Source organism: Streptomyces sp. NPDC026589 (assembly GCF_040638385.1).
Taxonomy (GTDB): domain Bacteria; phylum Actinomycetota; class Actinomycetes; order Streptomycetales; family Streptomycetaceae; genus Streptomyces.
In genome coordinates this window covers 1-16,774 of sequence record NZ_JBEZYG010000004.1, presented here as the reverse complement: position 1 = coordinate 16,774, position 16,774 = coordinate 1, and the positions used below count along the sequence as shown (strand labels likewise).

At 72.7% G+C, this 16,774-nt stretch carries 14 protein-coding genes and 1 pseudogene; 5 read left to right on the top strand and 10 right to left on the bottom strand.

What is annotated here, in order from left to right:
* Positions 1–8 precede the first annotated feature (8 nt).
* A complete protein-coding gene (locus AB0F29_RS08160) occupies positions 9–1,847 on the bottom strand; it encodes an FAD/NAD(P)-binding protein (protein ID WP_361868784.1) in 1,839 nt (612 codons plus the stop codon).
* On the bottom strand, positions 1,844–2,710 hold the full coding sequence (locus AB0F29_RS08155) for an amino acid ABC transporter permease (RefSeq protein WP_361868781.1): 867 nt from the start codon (positions 2,708–2,710) through the stop codon (positions 1,844–1,846). Before AB0F29_RS08155 ends, AB0F29_RS08160 begins: the two co-directional genes overlap by 4 nt.
* 463 nt (positions 2,711–3,173) lie before the next feature.
* Here AB0F29_RS08155 and AB0F29_RS08150 point away from each other — a divergent pair, with 463 nt between their 5' ends.
* Positions 3,174–4,112, top strand: coding sequence for an ABC transporter substrate-binding protein (locus AB0F29_RS08150; RefSeq protein ID WP_361868779.1), 939 nt, complete (start codon positions 3,174–3,176; stop codon positions 4,110–4,112).
* Positions 4,113–4,155: 43 nt separating this feature from the next.
* Here the strand turns inward: AB0F29_RS08150 and AB0F29_RS08145 are convergent, their stop codons facing one another.
* Positions 4,156–5,397 carry a DUF5685 family protein gene (locus AB0F29_RS08145; protein WP_361868776.1) on the bottom strand — a complete coding sequence of 414 codons (1,242 nt, stop codon included), beginning with the start codon at positions 5,395–5,397 and terminating at the stop codon, positions 4,156–4,158.
* Between the two features lie 308 nt (positions 5,398–5,705).
* Here AB0F29_RS08145 and sepF point away from each other — a divergent pair, with 308 nt between their 5' ends.
* A complete protein-coding gene (sepF, locus tag AB0F29_RS08140) occupies positions 5,706–6,149 on the top strand; it encodes a cell division protein SepF (RefSeq protein WP_018959635.1) in 444 nt (147 codons plus the stop codon).
* A 67-nt stretch (positions 6,150–6,216) separates the two neighbouring features.
* On the opposite strand, the gene AB0F29_RS08135 is transcribed toward sepF, so the two are convergent.
* Together AB0F29_RS08135 and AB0F29_RS08130 are read right to left on the bottom strand one after the other, a co-directional pair.
* Positions 6,217–7,437, bottom strand: coding sequence for an acyl-CoA dehydrogenase family protein (locus AB0F29_RS08135; protein WP_361868773.1), 1,221 nt, complete (start codon positions 7,435–7,437; stop codon positions 6,217–6,219).
* A 102-nt stretch (positions 7,438–7,539) separates the two neighbouring features.
* Entirely contained in the window at positions 7,540–9,339 is a 1,800-nt protein-coding gene (locus tag AB0F29_RS08130) for an MFS transporter (protein ID WP_361868770.1), read from the bottom strand.
* A 484-nt stretch (positions 9,340–9,823) separates the two neighbouring features.
* Between AB0F29_RS08130 and AB0F29_RS08125 the strand changes: the two genes are divergently transcribed.
* Positions 9,824–10,852: a phosphatase PAP2 family protein gene (locus AB0F29_RS08125; RefSeq protein WP_361868767.1), complete on the top strand. Its 1,029-nt coding sequence runs from the start codon at positions 9,824–9,826 to the stop codon at positions 10,850–10,852.
* Between the two features lie 130 nt (positions 10,853–10,982).
* On the opposite strand, the gene AB0F29_RS08120 is transcribed toward AB0F29_RS08125, so the two are convergent.
* The 4 genes from AB0F29_RS08120 to AB0F29_RS08105 all read right to left on the bottom strand — a co-directional run bounded on the left by AB0F29_RS08120 (position 10,983) and on the right by AB0F29_RS08105 (position 14,813).
* Positions 10,983–11,198, bottom strand: a complete 216-nt coding sequence (locus AB0F29_RS08120) for an I78 family peptidase inhibitor (RefSeq protein WP_361868765.1) — start codon at positions 11,196–11,198, stop codon at positions 10,983–10,985.
* A gap of 311 nt (positions 11,199–11,509) precedes the next feature.
* Entirely contained in the window at positions 11,510–12,541 is a 1,032-nt protein-coding gene (locus AB0F29_RS08115; RefSeq protein ID WP_361868763.1) for a YafY family protein, read from the bottom strand.
* Between the two features lie 158 nt (positions 12,542–12,699).
* Positions 12,700–13,533 (bottom strand): transferase, encoded by an 834-nt coding sequence (locus tag AB0F29_RS08110; protein ID WP_361868761.1) that lies wholly within the window; start codon positions 13,531–13,533, stop codon positions 12,700–12,702.
* On the bottom strand, positions 13,530–14,813 hold the full coding sequence (locus AB0F29_RS08105; RefSeq protein ID WP_361868758.1) for a glycosyltransferase family 4 protein: 1,284 nt from the start codon (positions 14,811–14,813) through the stop codon (positions 13,530–13,532). The genes AB0F29_RS08110 and AB0F29_RS08105 overlap by 4 nt, the downstream gene beginning before the upstream one ends.
* 487 nt (positions 14,814–15,300) lie before the next feature.
* Here AB0F29_RS08105 and AB0F29_RS08100 point away from each other — a divergent pair, with 487 nt between their 5' ends.
* Positions 15,301–16,083, top strand: coding sequence for a hypothetical protein (locus AB0F29_RS08100; protein ID WP_361868756.1), 783 nt, complete (start codon positions 15,301–15,303; stop codon positions 16,081–16,083).
* A 137-nt stretch (positions 16,084–16,220) separates the two neighbouring features.
* On the top strand, positions 16,221–16,550 hold the full coding sequence (locus AB0F29_RS08095) for a hypothetical protein (protein WP_361868753.1): 330 nt from the start codon (positions 16,221–16,223) through the stop codon (positions 16,548–16,550).
* A gap of 147 nt (positions 16,551–16,697) precedes the next feature.
* On the opposite strand, the pseudogene AB0F29_RS08090 reads toward AB0F29_RS08095, so the two are convergent.
* A pseudogene (locus AB0F29_RS08090) lies at positions 16,698–16,774 on the bottom strand (HutD family protein); the annotation flags it as partial.

Here is a 16,774-nt window from a genome sequence, read left to right as displayed (position 1 = left end):
GTGGGCGGTCAGGAGGCGAGCAGGCCCCGACAGGAGAGGTCGCGCAGGAAGGTGAGGGCGGCGCGCGCGGCGGCGTCGTTCTGCCGGAAGGCGGGTCCGCCGGTACGGGGCCGGGTGAACGCCCCGCTGTTGCGGGCGGTGGTGAAGGGCCCCAGCGCGAAGCGGCGCGGGTGCGGGCGGCCGGCGCGGTCCAGCACCCGGCTGTCGGCAGGGTCCACGGAGAGCAGTCCGGTGTCGGTGACGGCGGCCCCCTCGTCGCGCAGCGCGCGCAGCAGGGGGCTCGCCGTGTGCCGGAGCGAGGGGTCGGGGAGGCGGGCCTCGACCAGGGCGCGGGCCTCGGTGTGCGCACCGGGGAGGGTGGCGCCGGTGGCCCGGAAGAGGCCGTGCTCCTCGTCGGTCTCCACGGTGAGGCCGGCGCCGAGGAAGCGGACGACGCCGGCCCGGGAGAGGGCCAGGAGCTGCTGGAGCCGGGGCCCCGGCGGGCCGGAGGCCAGATAGCTGAAGAAGCCGTGCCACCAGCCGCCGATGTCGCCGAGCCGGACGAGCTGGGCGTAGGCGGTGAGCAGCCCGAGGAAGACCGCCAGGTCCTCGCTGCGCGACGGGTCGTGACGCCGGGTCAGGTCGGCGGTGATGTGGTCGCGCAGGGCTTCCTGGAGGGCCTCGGGCGATGCGTGGCGGACACCGTCGAGGGGCCGGTCCAGGGCGTCGAGGTCGAGCCGGTCGGCGGGGTCGGGCACGGCCTCGGCGATCAGCCCGGCCAGTTCGGGGCTGTCCGGGTCGGCGGCGGCGTACTTCTCGGCGAAGACCTCGTGGGCGAGGGCGGTGCGCTCGGGGTGGGCGGTGAACAGCCGGTGGTAGTGGGCGTGGCCGAGCTCCTTCGCGACCGCCGGCCAGACATCGCGCCGGAAATCGAGCGGCCCGGGCCGGCTCAGCAGCTCCTCGGCCCACGCCTGCCCCAGGCGGAGCGGCGGCGGGCGTTCGCCGGTCCAGCCGTAGCCGATCTTCGCGTGGTACGGGACGCCGCGGCGCGATCCGACGTACAGCACGGGTTCACGGCCCGACGGCAGGTAGACCCCGTTCTCGTGGCGTCCGCCGCGTCCCTCGGTGAGCAGGACCATCAGATCGATGAAGGCGAGCCCGAAGCCGCGGACGATGACCGGCTCCCCGGGGCGCAGGGCGTCGAGGTCGCTGTCGGCGGTGAAGTCGGGCGGCAGGTGCACCAGATCGTGCCGCCGGGCGAAGGCGCTCAGCCGCTCCTGCTCGGGCTCCTTCTCGGCGTCGAGGTGGCCCACGGTCAGGACGACGAGGTCGGCCGGCAGGGGTTCGGCGCGGTCCTGGAGCCGGACGCGCTGGCGGCCGCCGCGTGGTCCGGTGACGGCGAGGGCGGTGGTGCGGTGCTCGTGCACGGTGATGCCGGGCGGCAGGGCGGCCAGGGCGCGGTCGTAGGTCCAGCGCAGATAGGCGCTCTGGAGTCGCCGGGAGGGGAAGTCCGCGCCGGCGAGTCCGTGTATCTCGGCCACCACGGCGGGGTCCGCCGAAGGGACGACGCGGCCCGCGCGGACGTCCTCGGCCCAGGCGTCCAGGGCGGGTCCCGTCACGACGGGGCCGGCCAGGTCCACCGTCTCGTCGGTGAACATGGTGACGTCCTCGGCCATGGAGTTCATCCACAGCAGCGGCGACTGGTCCGGCCGCCAGATCCGCCCGCCGCCCGCCGGGTAGGGGTCGACCAGATGGATGTCCAGGCGCTGACTGCCGTACAGCTCACCGGCGTTGGCGGCGATGCGCTCGATGACGCCGGTGCCGCGCGGGCCGCCGCCGATCACCACGACGCTGGGCACGGTGCTCATCGCGCACCCGCCGTGCCACGGGCGTAGTACCGCTCCACATACCGCTGGCCGATGCTCAGCAGCGTGGTGACGGCCGCGTACCAGAGCGTGGCGACGAGCAGCAGCGGGATGACCTGGTAGGTGCGGTGGTAGACGAGCTGGACGGAGCACAGCAGGTCCTGCACGGCGATGATGCTGACGATGGAGGTGCCCTTGAGGGTGCCGATCAGCATGTTCCCGGCCGGCGGCACGATCGAGCGCATGGCCTGCGGCAGCACGATGCGCCGGAACCGCCGCCAGGGGCCGAGGCCGAGGGACTGGGCGGCCTCCACCTGGCCGCGCTCGACGGAGAGGATCCCGCCGCGCACCACCTCGGCGGCGTACGCGGCCTCGTGCAGGGTGAGTCCGATGACGGCGATGGTGACCGGGCCGAGGAGGCTGACCGTGGAGACGCCGAGGATCTGCGGGTACAGCGCGCCGATGTTGAACCAGAACAGCAGCTGGACCAGGATCGGCGTGGACCTGAAGAGCCAGACGTAGCCCCAACTGACGGCCTGGAGAACGGGGTTGCCCGACAGGCGCATGACCGCGAGCAGGGCTCCCAGCACGAAGCCGAGCACCACGACCACCGCGGTGAGCCAGAGCGTGAGCCAGAGCCCGCGCAGGACGGGGACGGTGCCGAAGTAGGAGAGCACGACGTCCCACTGGAAGGCGTCGTTGCGGATGACCGAGTTCAGCGCCAGCGCGAGCAGCACGAGAACAGCAACAGCCGCTGTCCAGCGGCCTGTTCGGCGTACGGGGACGATGCGCGGGACCGTGTCGGCGTCGTCCTTGACGAGCGGCCGGGAGGAGGGAGGGGGCAGCGAGACGGTCTGCGGGGGCATGCGGGAGCTCCGTGGATGCTCAGATCGAACACGGGGCGTGCCTCACACCGGAAACCACACAGGGCCGGGCCCCTCAGCGCCGGTCCATGGGTTCGAGATAAGCGGCGTGCGCGGGGAGTTGTCAAGCCTGTCCACACTGTGAGCCGGGGATCTCACCTCGGTTGACGCGCACTCGGATGCCTGCTCCACTTGGGCCATGCATCCGCAGCAGTGGCTGGTCACCCGCTCCCACATCGACTTCGGTCGCGTGTGGTCCTCTTCCTGTTGAGCTGACTCCCCGCTGTCCGGCTTTCCCTGCTCACGCCCTGTTTTTCGGCGTTCGAGCCTCGTTCCTCGCGTGACCTCACCTTCACCACACCGCTCCGCCCTCCCCTCGCACCGCTGAAGACATCCGCCGTCCCCCGTGCCCCCGCAGACGGCCCGGGGCGGTCGGCCCATCCCGACGAATCCGGAGAGCACAGCCATGCCCAGATCCCGACATACCGCCCTGTTCGCCCTGATCACCGTGGCCGCGCTGACCCTCACCGGCTGCGCCGAGCCGACGGAGGCGGCGGACGGCGGGCCGGACAAGAAGGCGGCTCGGGCGAAGACCCCGACGACGGACGTGGTCTCGAAGGTGCGCAAGGACGAGGCGGCGGCGAAACTGCTGCCGGCCGGGGTCCGGGAGGCGGGCACCCTGCGGATCGCCGCCGCCATCGGCACCCCGCCCGGAGCCTTCTACGAGCAGGACGGCACCACCCTGGCCGGCGCGGACATCGATTTCGCGGACGCGGCGGCCCGGGTGCTCGGGCTGGAACTGAAGCGCGAAGTGGCGTCGTTCGAGGCGATCCTGCCGGCGCTGGGCAGCGGAAAGTACGACCTGGGCACGGGGAACTTCGGGGTCACCGACGTACGCCGCAAGACGGTGGACTTCGTGACGTACATCAACGACGGGCAGGGCTTCGCGGTCCGCGAGGACAGCGGGTTGAAGAAGGTCACCGACCTCACCCAGCTGTGCGGGCTGAATGTGGCCACCGGGGCGGGAACCACCTTCGAGGTGACGCTCCAGGAGCATCTGCCCCGGTGCGCGGAGGCGGGCAGGAAGCCGTACGAGGTCAAGACGTACGCCGACCAGACGGCGGTCTGGCTCTCGCTCCAGCAGAACCGCAGCGATGTGGTGATGTCCACGATCAACGGGCTGCGTTACGGGGTGAGCCGGCAGGAGGGACTGCGCTTCCTCAACGAGTTCAAGCGGCTCGACGTGGGCTTCGCGTTCAAGAAGGGCACCCCGCTGGCCCCCGCCTTCCAGGCCGCGGTCAACCGGCTCAAGGAGGACGGGACCTACGACCGCATCCTGAAGAAGTGGGGGACCACCGAGTCCGCGATCCCGTCCTCGGAGATCTCGCCGCCCGAACTGAAGTGACCTGACGCCGGCTCCGCCCGCCGCACCGGCGGGCGGAGCCCGTTCAGCAGTCGCAGCCGCAGGAGTCCCCGCAACAGCAGCAGCCCTCACCGCAGTCGCCGCAACAGCTGCAGGCCTCGCAGCAGTCGCCGCAGCTCTGGCACGGCGCCTGACGCCGCTCCCGGCTCCAGGGATCCTCGAAGCTCCCGCAGCACATCTGGCAGGTGCAGGCCAGCCCGGCCCACACCAGGCATCCGGCGATCAGCCCGCGCCGGTCGCGGGGCGGGCGCGGCGGAGGCGGCGAGCCCGGGCCGCCGGGCGGCGGACCGTACGGATGTCCCGGCGTCGGACCGTACGGCTGACCGGGCGGCGCGCCGTAGGGATTGCCCGGCGGCGGCCCGAAGGCGCTCTCGGGCAGCTGAAGCCCCTGCTGCCCCTGATGGGAGCAGGAGGAGGCGCCGAACGCCCGGTCGACCGAGCGCCGCAGCTCATGGGCGAGGAGGACGTGGACGAGCTTGCCGTCGGTGAACTCCGCCTCCCGAAGCGCGAGCCGCACGCCGTGCAGCGCGTCGTCGCAGAGCCTGCGCGCTTCGGACAGCGGGGTGCCGGTGGCGGTGAGCGGATTCCAGGCTCCCGACGCGGCGTCGGCCTCCTGGTCCTCCACGGCGTCCAGGAGATGGGCGAGCCGCCCGAAGAGCCGGCCGGCCTCCGCGAGCGGCGCGGCGTTCCACGGCTTCCCGGCGAGCTGGGCGGTGTGCGCGAAAGCGGCCGCGGTGGCGGTCTCGGTCGGTTCGGTGACCGTCAGCAGCGGGGTGCCGGGCCCGGCGAGCGTCTCGATCCCGGTCTGCCGGTCGACCGCGTCGACCAGGAGGGCGGTGTCGAAGCCGAGGGCCGCCCCGGTCCGCGCGCCCGCCCGGTCCCACCCGGCGGCCACCCGGCGCGCGGCGGCGGCGACCGGGCGGCGGGCCAGCAGCCCGTCCCGGTCGGCGACGTGGTCGCGGACCTTGGCCGAGGCGAGGACGAGCGAGACGGCCGCGGCGAGCCGCGCCCCTTCCCCCGTGGCGACCGGCGCGGTGCGCATGGCCCGCAGCGGGCAGGGACCGGCGGTGCGCCGACCGCCGGACGCCCGGCCCGCCTGAGCCTCCGTCAGGACGGAGACGATCAGGCCGTCATAGTTCGTGACGATACGGGCGAACTGTCCATGATCCGCCCTCAGGGCCAGGCACAGACCGCAGAGATGGGCCATCCACTCGACCCGGAGACCTTCGGAGAGCCGATGGGTGCAGGGCCTGACGATTCCGAACACGACGATCCCCCGTGAGCCGTTCAGCCGGTGCGCGACGCTCGCGCACCGGAGCGTCGTGCATCGTATCGAGTGACCCGTTCACCCGTACGTCCCCCGGATCACCCGTACGGCCGGAGCATCATATTTTCCTTCTACAAGCCCCCTTGCGCAGGACGAACCCTGACGAATCGCCACATCTTCTGCACCAGTAACGTCACGAATCGCCTGCGGGCCGACTATCCACTTGGCGCGGTATCCGCATCATGGACGACCATAGGGATACGAAAGAGATGCGGAACGCCAAGGAACCGCGGTGAGAGGAGGCGTCCATGGGATCGGTGCGCAAGGCAAGTGCCTGGCTGGGCCTCGTAGAGGACAACGACGAGCGGTACTACGACGACGAGTACGCCGAGGGTGCGGAGACCGGTACGGGCAACCAGGCCTGGGTCACCGACCCGCGGGTGCAGGTGGCCGCGGAGACGGCCGAGGAGCGGGACCGCCGGATCGCGACGGTGACCCCGGACAGCTTCCGGGACGCACGCGCCATCGGCGAGCTCTTCCGGGACGGCGTCCCGGTGATCGTCAACCTCACGGCCATGGACCCCGCCGACGCCAAACGTGTGGTGGACTTCGCCGCCGGGCTGATCTTCGGCCTGCGCGGCTCGATCGACCGGGTGGCCACCCGTGTCTTCCTGCTGTCCCCCGCCGACACCCAGGTGGTGGCGGGGGAAGCCGCCGGCCGCAAGGCCGGCGGCTTCTTCAACCAGAGCTGAGCAGGGCGCTCGCCGGAGAGATCCGGTCAACGCATCCGGTCGGCGCGCGGGTACCGGCGCGTCCCGTTCACCGGAAGGCGTCGAGACCGGTGAGCGCCTTGCCCAGTACCAGCTGGTGCATCTCCACGGTTCCCTCGTAGGTGAGCACCGACTCCAGGTTCGTGGCGTGCCGCATCACCGGATACTCCAGCGAGATCCCGTTGGCCCCGAGGATCGTGCGCGAGGTGCGGCAGATCTCGATCGCCTCCCGCACGTTGTTGAGCTTGCCGAAACTGACCTGCTCCGGCCGGAGCCTGCCCGCGTCCATGCGGCGGCCCAGGTGGTGGGCGAGCAGGATGCCCTTGTGCAGCTCCAGGGCCATGTCCGCCAGCTTGGCCTGGGTGAGCTGGAAGCCGCCGATCGGCCGGCCGAACTGTTCCCGGCTCCTCGCGTAGCCGAGGGCCGACTCGAAGCTGGCCCGCGCCGCGCCCATGGCGCCCCAGACGATGCCGTAGCGCGCGTGGCTCAGACAGCTCAGCGGACCGCGCAGCCCGCTCGCGTCCGGCAGCACCGCGTCGGCGGGCAGCCGCACCTCGTCCATGACCAGCTCACTGGTGACCGAGGCGCGCAGCGACCACTTGTGGTGGATCTCCGGGGCCGAGAAGCCGGGGGCGTCGGTCGGCACGACGAAGCCCCGGATGCCCCGCCCGTCCTCGCCCTCGTCGGTCTGGGCCCAGACGACGGCGACCCCGGCGACCGACCCGTTGGTGATCCACATCTTGCGGCCGGTGAGGATCCAGTCCTCGCCGGCGCGCTTGGCGTACGTCCGCATCCCGGCCGGGTCGGAGCCGTGGTCGGGCTCCGTCAGGCCGAAGCAGCCGATGATCTCGCCGGACGCCATGCCGGGCAGCCACCGCTGCCTCTGCTCCTCGGAGCCGAAGCGGTGGATCGCGTACATGGCGAGCGAGCCCTGTACGGAGACGAGTGAGCGGATCCCGGAGTCGGCGGCCTCCAGCTCCAGGCAGGCGAGCCCGTACTGGACGGCGCTCGCCCCGGCGCAGCCGTACCCGTCCAGCGACATGCCGAGCGCGCCCAGCGCGCCCAGCTCCCGGGCCAGCTCCCTGATTCCGGGCAGCTCACCCTTCTCGTACCAATCGGCGATGTGCGGCAGGACGCGGTCGGTGGCCCAGGTGCGGACGGTGTCGCGGATCGCGAGGTCGTCCGCGCCGAGCAGGTCGTCGATGCCGAGGGGATCCGACGTGTCGAACGGCGGGAGCTTCGACGGCTTCGGTGACTCGGTGCTGGACATGAGGGTGCCTCCGGCGGCTCGCACGGTGCTCGGAGGGACCGGGAGACGCCCGCCCTCCGAAAACTAGCAGTGGTAGTCAGGGCGTCGTGCTGACGTTACGGCTCAGTGTGCCGCTCGTCCAGAGCCGGTCGCCTCGGCCGGCTCGCGCCGCGCGGGCACCATCGGGCGCGGGGCCGGGCGGTCCGGCCCGGCCGGCCGGGCGGCGCCTGGGACCCGGTGTTCGTCCGCCCCGGGACCGGAAGCCCCGTACGCGGGAGCCGTGGACACGGAGGAGGCTGAGGCTGCGGAAGCGGCCGTGGATGCGGAAGCGGCTGTGGATGCGGCGTCATTCACCTCGCGCCGGCGGCACGCCTCCTTCGGCGGACACTCCATGGCCTTCGGCAGCCGCAGGGCGGCCAGGGCGCCGAGCAGCAGCAGCCCCGCGCTGACGAACAGCGTGACATGGAGTCCGCCGATGAAGGCGTGCCGGGCCGTGGAGCGCAGCAGGTCGCCCGTCGGGCCGCCCAGCTGCGCGGCCACCTGATAGGCCTCGCCCAGCGAATGGGAGGCCTCCGCCCCGGCGCGGGCGGGCACGCCCTGCTCGTGCAGACCGGCGAGACCGGGGGCGTAGGCGGCGTTCATGACACTGCCGAGCAGGGCGATGCCGAGGCCCGCGCCCAGTTGGTAGGAGGTCTCCCCTATGGCCGCCGCGCCACCCGCCCGCTCCGGCGGGGCGTCGCTGAGCATCGACTCGTACGCCCCGAAGAGCGTGGTCTGGAGGCCGAAGCCGAGCAGGACGAACGCGCAGGTCAGCAGGGCGGGCCGGTCGTGCTGGCCCATCGAGGTGAGCAGCAGCACCGAGGTCGCGGTGAGGACGAAGCCCCAGCCGACCATGCGGCGGGGACCGACGTGGCGCAGGGTGTACGAGCCGGTGGCGCCCGCGGCCATCGCCGCGAAGGTCAGGGGCAGCAGCCGCAGCCCGGTCTCCAGCGGGCTGAGCCCGAGCACCAGCTGGAGGTACTGGACGGCGATCAGCTGGAGGCCGACCAGCGCCAGCATGGCGAGCACGATGCAGCCCACGGCGGTGGAGAAGGCCGGGCGGGCGAACATGGAGACGTCGATCAGCGGATGCCTGCGGCGCTTCTGACGGCGTACGAAGAGGATCAGGAGCGCGAGCCCGAGGGCCAGCGGGCCCAGCGAGACCGGGTCCAGGAGCCCCGCGCCGCTGCCCAGCCGCTTCACGCCGAGGACGACGCCGAGCACTCCCGCCGCGGCGGTCAGCGCACCCAGCACGTCCCACGGGCCGTCGTCGCCGCCGCGCGACTCGGGCAGCAGCCAGCGGCCCAGCGGCAGGATCACGGCCATCAGCGGGATGTTGATGAGAAAGACCGAGCCCCACCAGAAGTGCTCGACCAGGAAGCCGCCGACGACCGGTCCGGTGGCGGCGCCGACCGCGGCGACCGCGGTCCACACGCCGATGGCGAGCGCCCGCTCCCGGCGGTCGGGGAAGACCTGGCGCAGGATCGACAGCGTGGCGGGCATGATCATCGCGCCGCCGACGCCGAGGAGGGCGCGGGCCGCTATCAGGACGGCCGGGGTGTCGGCCGTCGCGGCGATCGCGGAGGCGACGCCGAACAGCGCGTAGCCCATGAGCAGCACGCGCCGTCTGCCGATCCGGTCACCCAGCGTGCCGAAGAGGATGAGCAGCGAGGCGCAGACGAGGGGGTAGGCGTCGACGATCCACAGGAGGGCCGTGCCGCTCGGGCGCAGGTCCTCGGTGACGGCGGGAACAGCGACGTGGAGCACGGTCGCGTCGAGAGCGACGACCAGGAGACTGAGGCAGAGGACCACGAGGACGACCCAGCGGTTGGCGTCGTCGGCGGCCTCGCGCAGCCGGACCCCGGCCGTGGTCGTCCCGGACATCTACGTACCTCCCGATGAGTCCCTCGCGCTCGGCGGACCGACGGTGACGTGGGGCCCGGCATCGACAGGCGAGTGAGCCGTCAGCGTACGCGAGTCCGGCGAGGTCACCTGTGGTCCACGTCATACCGCGTTCCGCCGCACAGTCTGGCGTACGCCGTTTCCGGAACCGGCCCGGGGGCTCCCGTCCGAGGAGCCGTGACGCCCGCCGTGACGGGGATCCCGGCGGGCGTCGAGGGGCGCGGCGCGACGGCGCGCGCCTCCCTCGAATGGCGGGACCAATTGCCGCGGATTCCGGTGCGCCTCTTTTTCCGAGAGATCAAACACGCTTACGAACGGAACCGAGGGGCAATTGGCGACAAGATCACGGAGGCACTTCTCGGCGACCGGAAAAGACGCCGTTCCGAGACAAAGTCCACATCACATCGTCATCACAAAGAGCCCGGATTGGCCTGCTCGCTCACTCACTCGCTGTAACGTCGATTGGGTGCGTACCGACATCTTTGCCCGGCTGGACCGGGAGCCGGAACCGCCGAAGATAGTGGCACCGCGGATGAGCCGTCACCGCATCGCCCTCTTCGGCGGGACGTTGGCGTTCTATCTCGCCATCGTCTGGGCGGTGCTGATCACGTCCTGGCTGGTGGCCCTGGACTGGAAGGTCATGCTGTTCCGGCCCTACCAGCAGTGGCCCGAACTGCACGCCTTCCTGGACTACTACGTCGTGCTCGGCCAGCGCGGCCCCACCGCGGTGATGGTCGCCTGCTGGCTGGGCTGGCGCTCCTGGCGTCAGCACACGCTCCGGCCGCTGCTGGTCCTCGGCACCTCCCTGCTGCTGCTCAATGTGACGGTGGGCGCGGTCAAGCTGGGGCTCGGGCGGCTCGGCCCGCACTACGCGACACAGATCGGCTCGGCCGAGATGTTCGCCGGCGGCGATATATTTCCCTCCGGGCACACCGCCAACGCCGTCGTGACCTGGGGAATCCTCGCCTATCTGGCCACCACGCCACGCGCCAGGCGCTATCTGTCGGCCGTCTCCGCGACGGTCTCGCTGGGCGTCGGCCTCACCACCGTGTACATCGGTACGCACTGGCTCAGCGACGTCGTGCTGGGCTGGGCGGCCGGGCTGCTCATCCTGCTGGCGCTGCCCTGGTTCGAGCCGCTGATCGCCCGGACCGAGGCCTGGATCTTCGCGATGCGCGAGCAGTGGCGCGAGCGTCGCGACGGCGCCCACCCGGCATCCGTGGCCGGGACCGGGTCGGGGTCGGAACCGCGGCCGGTGATGCTCCCGCAGTCGATGGCCGCCGACGGCCTCGCCGCCGAGACCGTGGCCGCCGGGGCCGAGCCGGTGCTCCCCGCGGGACATCCGGCCCCGGGCGCCAGGGCGCGGGCCCACGGCGGGCACGTGCGTCCGGGCTCCCTGCCGGTCGCCCCGGCGGGCGTCCGCCGTCCGCCGCCGCACACGGAACGGGGCGCACGCGGCACCGGCAGCCCGGCGCGTCCGATGACCGGCGGCTGACCCCGCTCCCCGCTTGCCCGCTTGCCCGCGAACGCGGGGACGGGGTGCGCGCAGCCTCACCCGCACACAACCGGAGGCCCCGACCGTAGTCGGGGCCTCCGGCCGTCGGGGGCCCGGTGCGGCCGGAGGGTCAGCCCACCCAGCAGCGCGTCACCGTGTCGTCCTCGACCTGGAAGTTGATGCGGCCGTGACGGAACTCCATGGTGAGGAACGTGCCGGGGGGAACGGCCCGGACCGTGTCCCAGCCGCGGCTGGTGGCCTGTCGCTCGGCGGCGTCGGCGGCGAGACCGACGTACGACTCGGCGGCGTCGTCCGGCTGGGCTGGAGGGGTCGGTAGAGATGCCATGCCTTCACCGTAGGCGGCCCCGGACCGTGGCGGAAGGCCGGGCCGGGAGGGCGTTCCCCTGCATCTCCACATGCCGTGGCGGTCACGCTTGTGTCACAGGATCCCCACACCTGTATACGCGGTCCTATTCACTCGAACGGGCCGACCGGAGGCATCCGCGCGCATTATCGGGAAACCCCGTGCAACAGCGTGAGGGGCTGCCGGGAGCCTTCCGAAATCATGGGATGACCTGCTTCTCTTCCCCTCCGCGGGGAGCGCCGCACGAATGGCCGGGTCACCGGGAATTCCCGCCCCCGTAAACCGGCCTTTCCTTAACCGCACGCTTGTCCCACCCGGCCGGCGTGCGCGGAACGGCGGGCCTCTACCACACCCGGAGCCTCAGATCCGTCGAGCGCGCGCGTGAGCCGGTCCCTCGCCTCCCGCATGACCTCGATCAGCTCGGGCGGCTCGATCACCTCGAAATCGATCCCCATCATCAGCACGTGGATCACCAGCACGGTGAGGTCCGGCGCGCCCGCGATCAGCCGGCAGGTGTCCGCGTCCACGGCCTCCACCACCCCGGCGGACGGCGACACCCGCCGGGCGGCCTCCGCCGCCGGGGCCTTCAGCAGGACCACGGCCCGCGCCGCGTACGCCGAGACCGCGACGCCCCGGGAGACGTAGGCCGCGAGATCGTCCGCCGGCGGGGGGCGGGGGACGAAACGGGGGCCGTGCGGCGGGGTCGGGGTGATCCGGTCCACCCGGAAGGTGCGCCAGTCCGCCCGGTCCGGATCCCAGGCCACCAGATACCAGCGGTGCTCGGTGCAGACGAGTCGGTGGGGCTCCACGGTCCGGCGCGAGACCTCCCCGCCGTGGGTCCGGTAGGCGAACCGGAGCCGCTCCGCGTCCCGGCAGGCGGCCGCCAGCTCGGTGAGCACAGCGGGGTCCACGGCGGAGTCGTCCGCCCCGCGGAGCATCGGCACCGTGAACGCGCCGAGCGCGCTCACCCGGCGGCGCAACCGGTGCGGCAGCACCTGTTCCAGCTTGGCCAGCGCGCGTACGGAGGTTTCGCCGATGCCCTCGATGCCGTGCCCGGCGGCCGTCCGCAGGCCGACGGCGACCGCGACGGCCTCCTCGTCGTCCAGCAGCAGCGGCGGCAGCTCGGCGCCCGCCCCGAGCTGGTAGCCGCCGCCGGTGCCCCTGCTCGCGTTCACCGGATAGCCCAGGTCGCGCAGCTTGTCGACGTCCCGGCGCACGGTGCGCGGGGTGACGCCGAGCCGGTCGGCCAGATCGGCGCCGGACCAGTCCCGGTGGGCCTGGAGCAGTGAGAGCAGGCGCAGCAGTCGTGCCGAGGTCTCCAACATGCGGGTGAGTCTGCCAGGGATTGCGGACAGCCCCGGTCCGCAATCCCTCGGCCCGCAATCCCTCGGCCCGCGATCCGCTCCGCCCCCGATCCCTTCGGCCCGCGATGGTCCGCCCGCGATCCGCTCCGCCCCCGATCCCTCCGTCCGCGGCCCCTTCCTCAGCGGTCCGCCGGTCCGGGCTCCAGCCGGAGGCAGAGGTCGTTGTCGGCGGTGTAGCAGGGGGTGGCGAGCACGCCGGGGGCCGGCGCCCGGGTCGGGTAGACGAAGGACTTGTTGCGGGACCAGACGTCGTCGAGGATGCGGGAGATCCTGACCCCGGGCGCGCCCGCCGCAGGGACCAGCCACAGCTGCCAGAGCTGCGCCCCGTCCACCGGCCCCTCGGCCGGCGGGCCGTAGGGCAGGGTGAAGGAGAAGGCGCCTGCCGGCCCGTCGGCGGGGGTGAGCGGGAAGCGGTGCGCCCGGCCCCGGTCCCCGGGCAGCCGGGCCTCCACGGCGGCCCCCTCCCCCACGGCGACGCCGTACAGCACGCCCTCGACCGTCATGCCTGCCGGGCCGACGACGACGGCTCCCGCCTCGGCGTGCGGGGCGCGGACCCAGCAGCGCAGGGCGAGCCGGCCGTCGGCGGTCGGGTAGGGAACCCGGGCGCTGACACTCGCGGCTCCGGTGTCCGGGCTGCGGTCGACGAGCGCCCGCAGGTCCCGCAGCCCCGGCTCCACGGTCCGGGCGGTCGCGGCTCCCGGCTCCTCGACATAGGCGTCCCAGCGCCCTTCGGACAGCTCGGTGGAGGCCGGGAGCACCGCCCGCAGCCGCCCCGGGCCGGATCCGCTGAGCGGGATCCGCACCGTGCCGCCGGGTCTGCCGCCGGCCGCGCCCCGGCGCCGCAGGAGCAGCACGGACTCGGGGGCGGGGGCCGGGGCGGTCAGCTCGAAGGTGAGCGTCCCGGCCGGATCGGCGACGCAGTCGGCCCGTACGGTGGCTATGGCGGGGGTCATGCGGCCCTTCCCTTGCGGAGCACGTCGGCGGCTTTGTAGCGCAGGGCGTAGGCCCCGTCGAGGACGCTGCCCCGGGTGCGGTGCAGGGCGGTGCGCAGGGCGCCGTGCCCGTGCCCCCGGGCGCCGCGGGCGAGCAGTTCGGCGAACAGGCTCTCGTGGCGTTCGGCGATCCGCGTCGGGTCGAAGCGGGCCGAGGCGGTGAGCGCGGCACCGCCCATCCGGTGGCGGAGGTCGTCGTCCTCGATCAGCTGGAGCAGGGCGGCGGCGATCGCGTCCGGGTCGCCGACCGGGACCAGCCGCCCGTCGACGCCGTCCTCGACGATCTCGGCCGGCCCGTGCGGGCAGTCGGTGGCGACGACCGGCAGACCGCCGCGCATCGCCTCGACGATCGTCATGCCGAAGGACTCGCGGTCCGAAGTGACGGCGGCGATCGACCCCTTGGGCCACTCGGCCTCCATCGGGTTGGCCGAGCCCATCAGGAACACGTGGTTGTGCAGGCCGAGTTCGTCGACGAGGGTGCGCAGCGACGCCTGTTCGTCGCCGGTCGCGTCCCCGCCGCCGTAGATGCGCAGCCGCCAGTCCGGACGGGCCGCGGACACCTGGGCGAAGGCCCGCACCAAGAGGTCGTAGCGCTTGACCCGGTGCAGCCGGCCCGCCGCGACGACCCACTTCAGGTCCCCGCTCGCGGGCGGACAGGCGGCCTCGGGAACGGCGTTGGGGATGGCCTCGATCCGCACGCCCGGCAGCTTCAGCCGCGTTCGGTAGTCGTCCGCGTCGGCACGGGTGACGGTGGTGAGCGCGTCGAGCAGGGTGTACCGGTGGGCGATCTCGCGGCGCAGCCGGTAGTTGTGGCTGTCGAGTGTCAGATGCTCCTGCCCGACGCGCACCGGTCCGCGGCGGGTCCCCCGGCTGAGGTGCACGTTGAGCCCGGGGCGGGTCCCGACGACGACGTCCGCCTCGGTCGCCCCGAGATGGGCGGCGATGCGGGCGTCGGTGAGCCTGCTGTACTGCTTGTGCCTGCTGTCCCCGCGCGGGAACACCACTGCGGGCCGGGCGTGTTCGGCGTCGTCGCCGTCGTACGTCGCGCTCTTCTTCCGCAGGTCCACGAGGTGGCGCAGCGTCACGCCCTCGGGTGCGCCGAGGACGGGGGCGTCACGGTGCCGGAAGACGGACACGATCTCGACGTCGTGCTGCTCGGCGAGCGTACGGGCGAGCGTGAACGTCGTCCGAATGGTCCCTCCGATTCCGTAGGCATTGTGCAGAAGAAAAGAAATATGCATGGTTTCGCTGTTTCCCCTGTCGGCCCGGCCTTGTCAAGTCTGTGCTTCCCGGCGTTTTTCCGTCCGAAATACACCGGGAAATCCCGGAGCGTCCGCGACATCTCTCACGGTATGCCCGCCCCACCGTCGCAGCGCCGCTGACCTGCGGCTATCCGGAGGCATGCAATCCGGATAGCCGCAGACCCCGGAAGTAACGGGACCGCGTGTGCGGGCCACCGGTGCGGTAACCCGGACGGCTGGCGCTCCCCGTTCACCAGGACTTTCCTCCGAGCTTGACGTAGGAGAATGCCGAGAGGTTGCCTGCCCCCCGGTAAAAACTTCCCCGGCGGAACGCGGGAGCTGTACGTCGACTGCTCGATGTACCGATGTGTCGACCTGTGTCGCACTTCCGTGCGCCCCGGTGCGTGACCCCGGCCACGGATCCCGCGTTGTCTCTTCATGGAGCCCGGGAACCACCCGGCCCACGCACCGAGTTCGAGGAGTCCCCGTGCCGCGCATGCTCGACGTCAGCCAGGACGTACGCGCCGAGATCGGCGACGACGAAGCCGAACGGCTGCTCGTCGGCGACAACGCCCCGGGCAGTTACGACTGCACCTCCTGCCGCACCCCCGGCGACTCCGACCAGGAACGCACCAGCACGGTGCTGTTCATCGGCGACGAGACCGCGGTCCTCGCGTTCGCCCACGCGACGTGCATCCCCTCGCAGGTCGTCAAGGTCGCCGAGGACCAGCTCCAGGGCGCGGTGCGCAGCATCACCGGAAGCGAGCAGAAGGATACGGAGGGGCGCATGCCCGAACAGGCCGTCCTCGGCATCACCAGCGGACTCGTCCTCATCGAGGACGATCTCCGCCCGGCCCTGGTCGTCGAACCGACCGGCCCGGTCGCCCGGCCCGGCACCGACGGCAGCGGGGGCGACGAGTTCCTCCAGCTGCTGCTGGAGCAGGGCTTCCGCCCCTCCCCCGACCTGAACCGGCTGCCGGAGGTCCTCGCGGGCTGGTCCGTGCTGCTGGCGGTGGGCCAGCTGCACGCGGTGCTGCAGCCGAGCGCCGGCGGCGGCAAGCCGGTCGCCTGGTGGCAGGCCCACCAGCCGCTCCAGGTGACCGAGGGCTGGCGGGCCGCGGCCAACAAGTCGCAGACGGTCCTCGTCTTCGCCGCCCCGGCCGGCACCATCGGTCAGCAGCCGCGTGAGGACCTGCTCCGGGACGCGCTGGAGAAGGCCGCGGTCAACGGGCTGCTGGTCGCCGCGTCGATGCCGCTGGCCGGGACCTGATCGTGTCCGGCCGGCTCGGACGCCCCCGCCGAACAGCGATTTCTCCGGCGGAGCCGCATCCGACGCGCGGTGAGGTCGTTGGCACCTACGTGCACTCATACGACTCCTCCCGCCAGCATCAGAGTCAGATCCCTGCCATGCGACCTTCGCAGGATCCGTCGGGGGGCGTATCCCCCACCCCGATCTACGACGCGCTGTACTCCGAGTACCGGCGCTCGTTCCGGGCGTTGCCGGGCGACCGGAGCGGCGAGGAGAATCTCGGTTTCCCGGCCTTCGGCGCCGGTCTCTTCGCCTCCAGGACCGCCCTGAGCGGCCACCCCGCCCCCTCCGGGCACGGCGGCACCGGCCAGGGCGGGAGTGGCGGGCAGAGCCAGCACACCGGGAGCCTCGGCTCGTGGCAGCGGGTGGGGCGGCATGCGGGGCGCCCCCGGCCCGCGGCGCTGCCGCCGGGCTCGCGGGACTCCTGAGCCCCCACGGATCGGGACTTCCGGGGCCGCACGGCGAAGGCCCACGACGGAGGCCCCGTGACGCAGGCCCCACGGCGGAGGCCCCATGAGGCAGACCTTACGACGCGGGCCCCACGACGAAGCCCCGCGCCGCCGGGCACCGGCCGGTCACGCGTCCGAGAAGGTGATCAGCACCGCCTGGCCCATCGTCCGCAGGACCCCGGGCGACGCCCCGGCCGCCAGCA

Bases quoted from the DNA above. Each gene is read 5' to 3' on its own strand.
- AB0F29_RS08160 (WP_361868784.1), bottom strand. From the start codon at position 1,847: ATGAGCACCGTGCCCAGCGTCGTGGTGATCGGCGGCGGCCCGCGCGGC.
- AB0F29_RS08155 (WP_361868781.1), bottom strand. From the start codon at position 2,710: ATGCCCCCGCAGACCGTCTCGCTGCCCCCTCCCTCCTCCCGGCCGCTC.
- AB0F29_RS08150 (WP_361868779.1), top strand. From the start codon at position 3,174: ATGCCCAGATCCCGACATACCGCCCTGTTCGCCCTGATCACCGTGGCC.
- sepF (WP_018959635.1), top strand. From the start codon at position 5,706: ATGGGATCGGTGCGCAAGGCAAGTGCCTGGCTGGGCCTCGTAGAGGAC.
- AB0F29_RS08135 (WP_361868773.1), bottom strand. From the start codon at position 7,437: ATGTCCAGCACCGAGTCACCGAAGCCGTCGAAGCTCCCGCCGTTCGAC.
- AB0F29_RS08130 (WP_361868770.1), bottom strand. From the start codon at position 9,339: ATGTCCGGGACGACCACGGCCGGGGTCCGGCTGCGCGAGGCCGCCGAC.
- AB0F29_RS08120 (WP_361868765.1), bottom strand. From the start codon at position 11,198: ATGGCATCTCTACCGACCCCTCCAGCCCAGCCGGACGACGCCGCCGAG.
- AB0F29_RS08115 (WP_361868763.1), bottom strand. From the start codon at position 12,541: ATGTTGGAGACCTCGGCACGACTGCTGCGCCTGCTCTCACTGCTCCAG.
- AB0F29_RS08110 (WP_361868761.1), bottom strand. From the start codon at position 13,533: ATGACCCCCGCCATAGCCACCGTACGGGCCGACTGCGTCGCCGATCCG.
- AB0F29_RS08105 (WP_361868758.1), bottom strand. From the start codon at position 14,813: ATGCATATTTCTTTTCTTCTGCACAATGCCTACGGAATCGGAGGGACC.
- AB0F29_RS08095 (WP_361868753.1), top strand. From the start codon at position 16,221: ATGCGACCTTCGCAGGATCCGTCGGGGGGCGTATCCCCCACCCCGATC.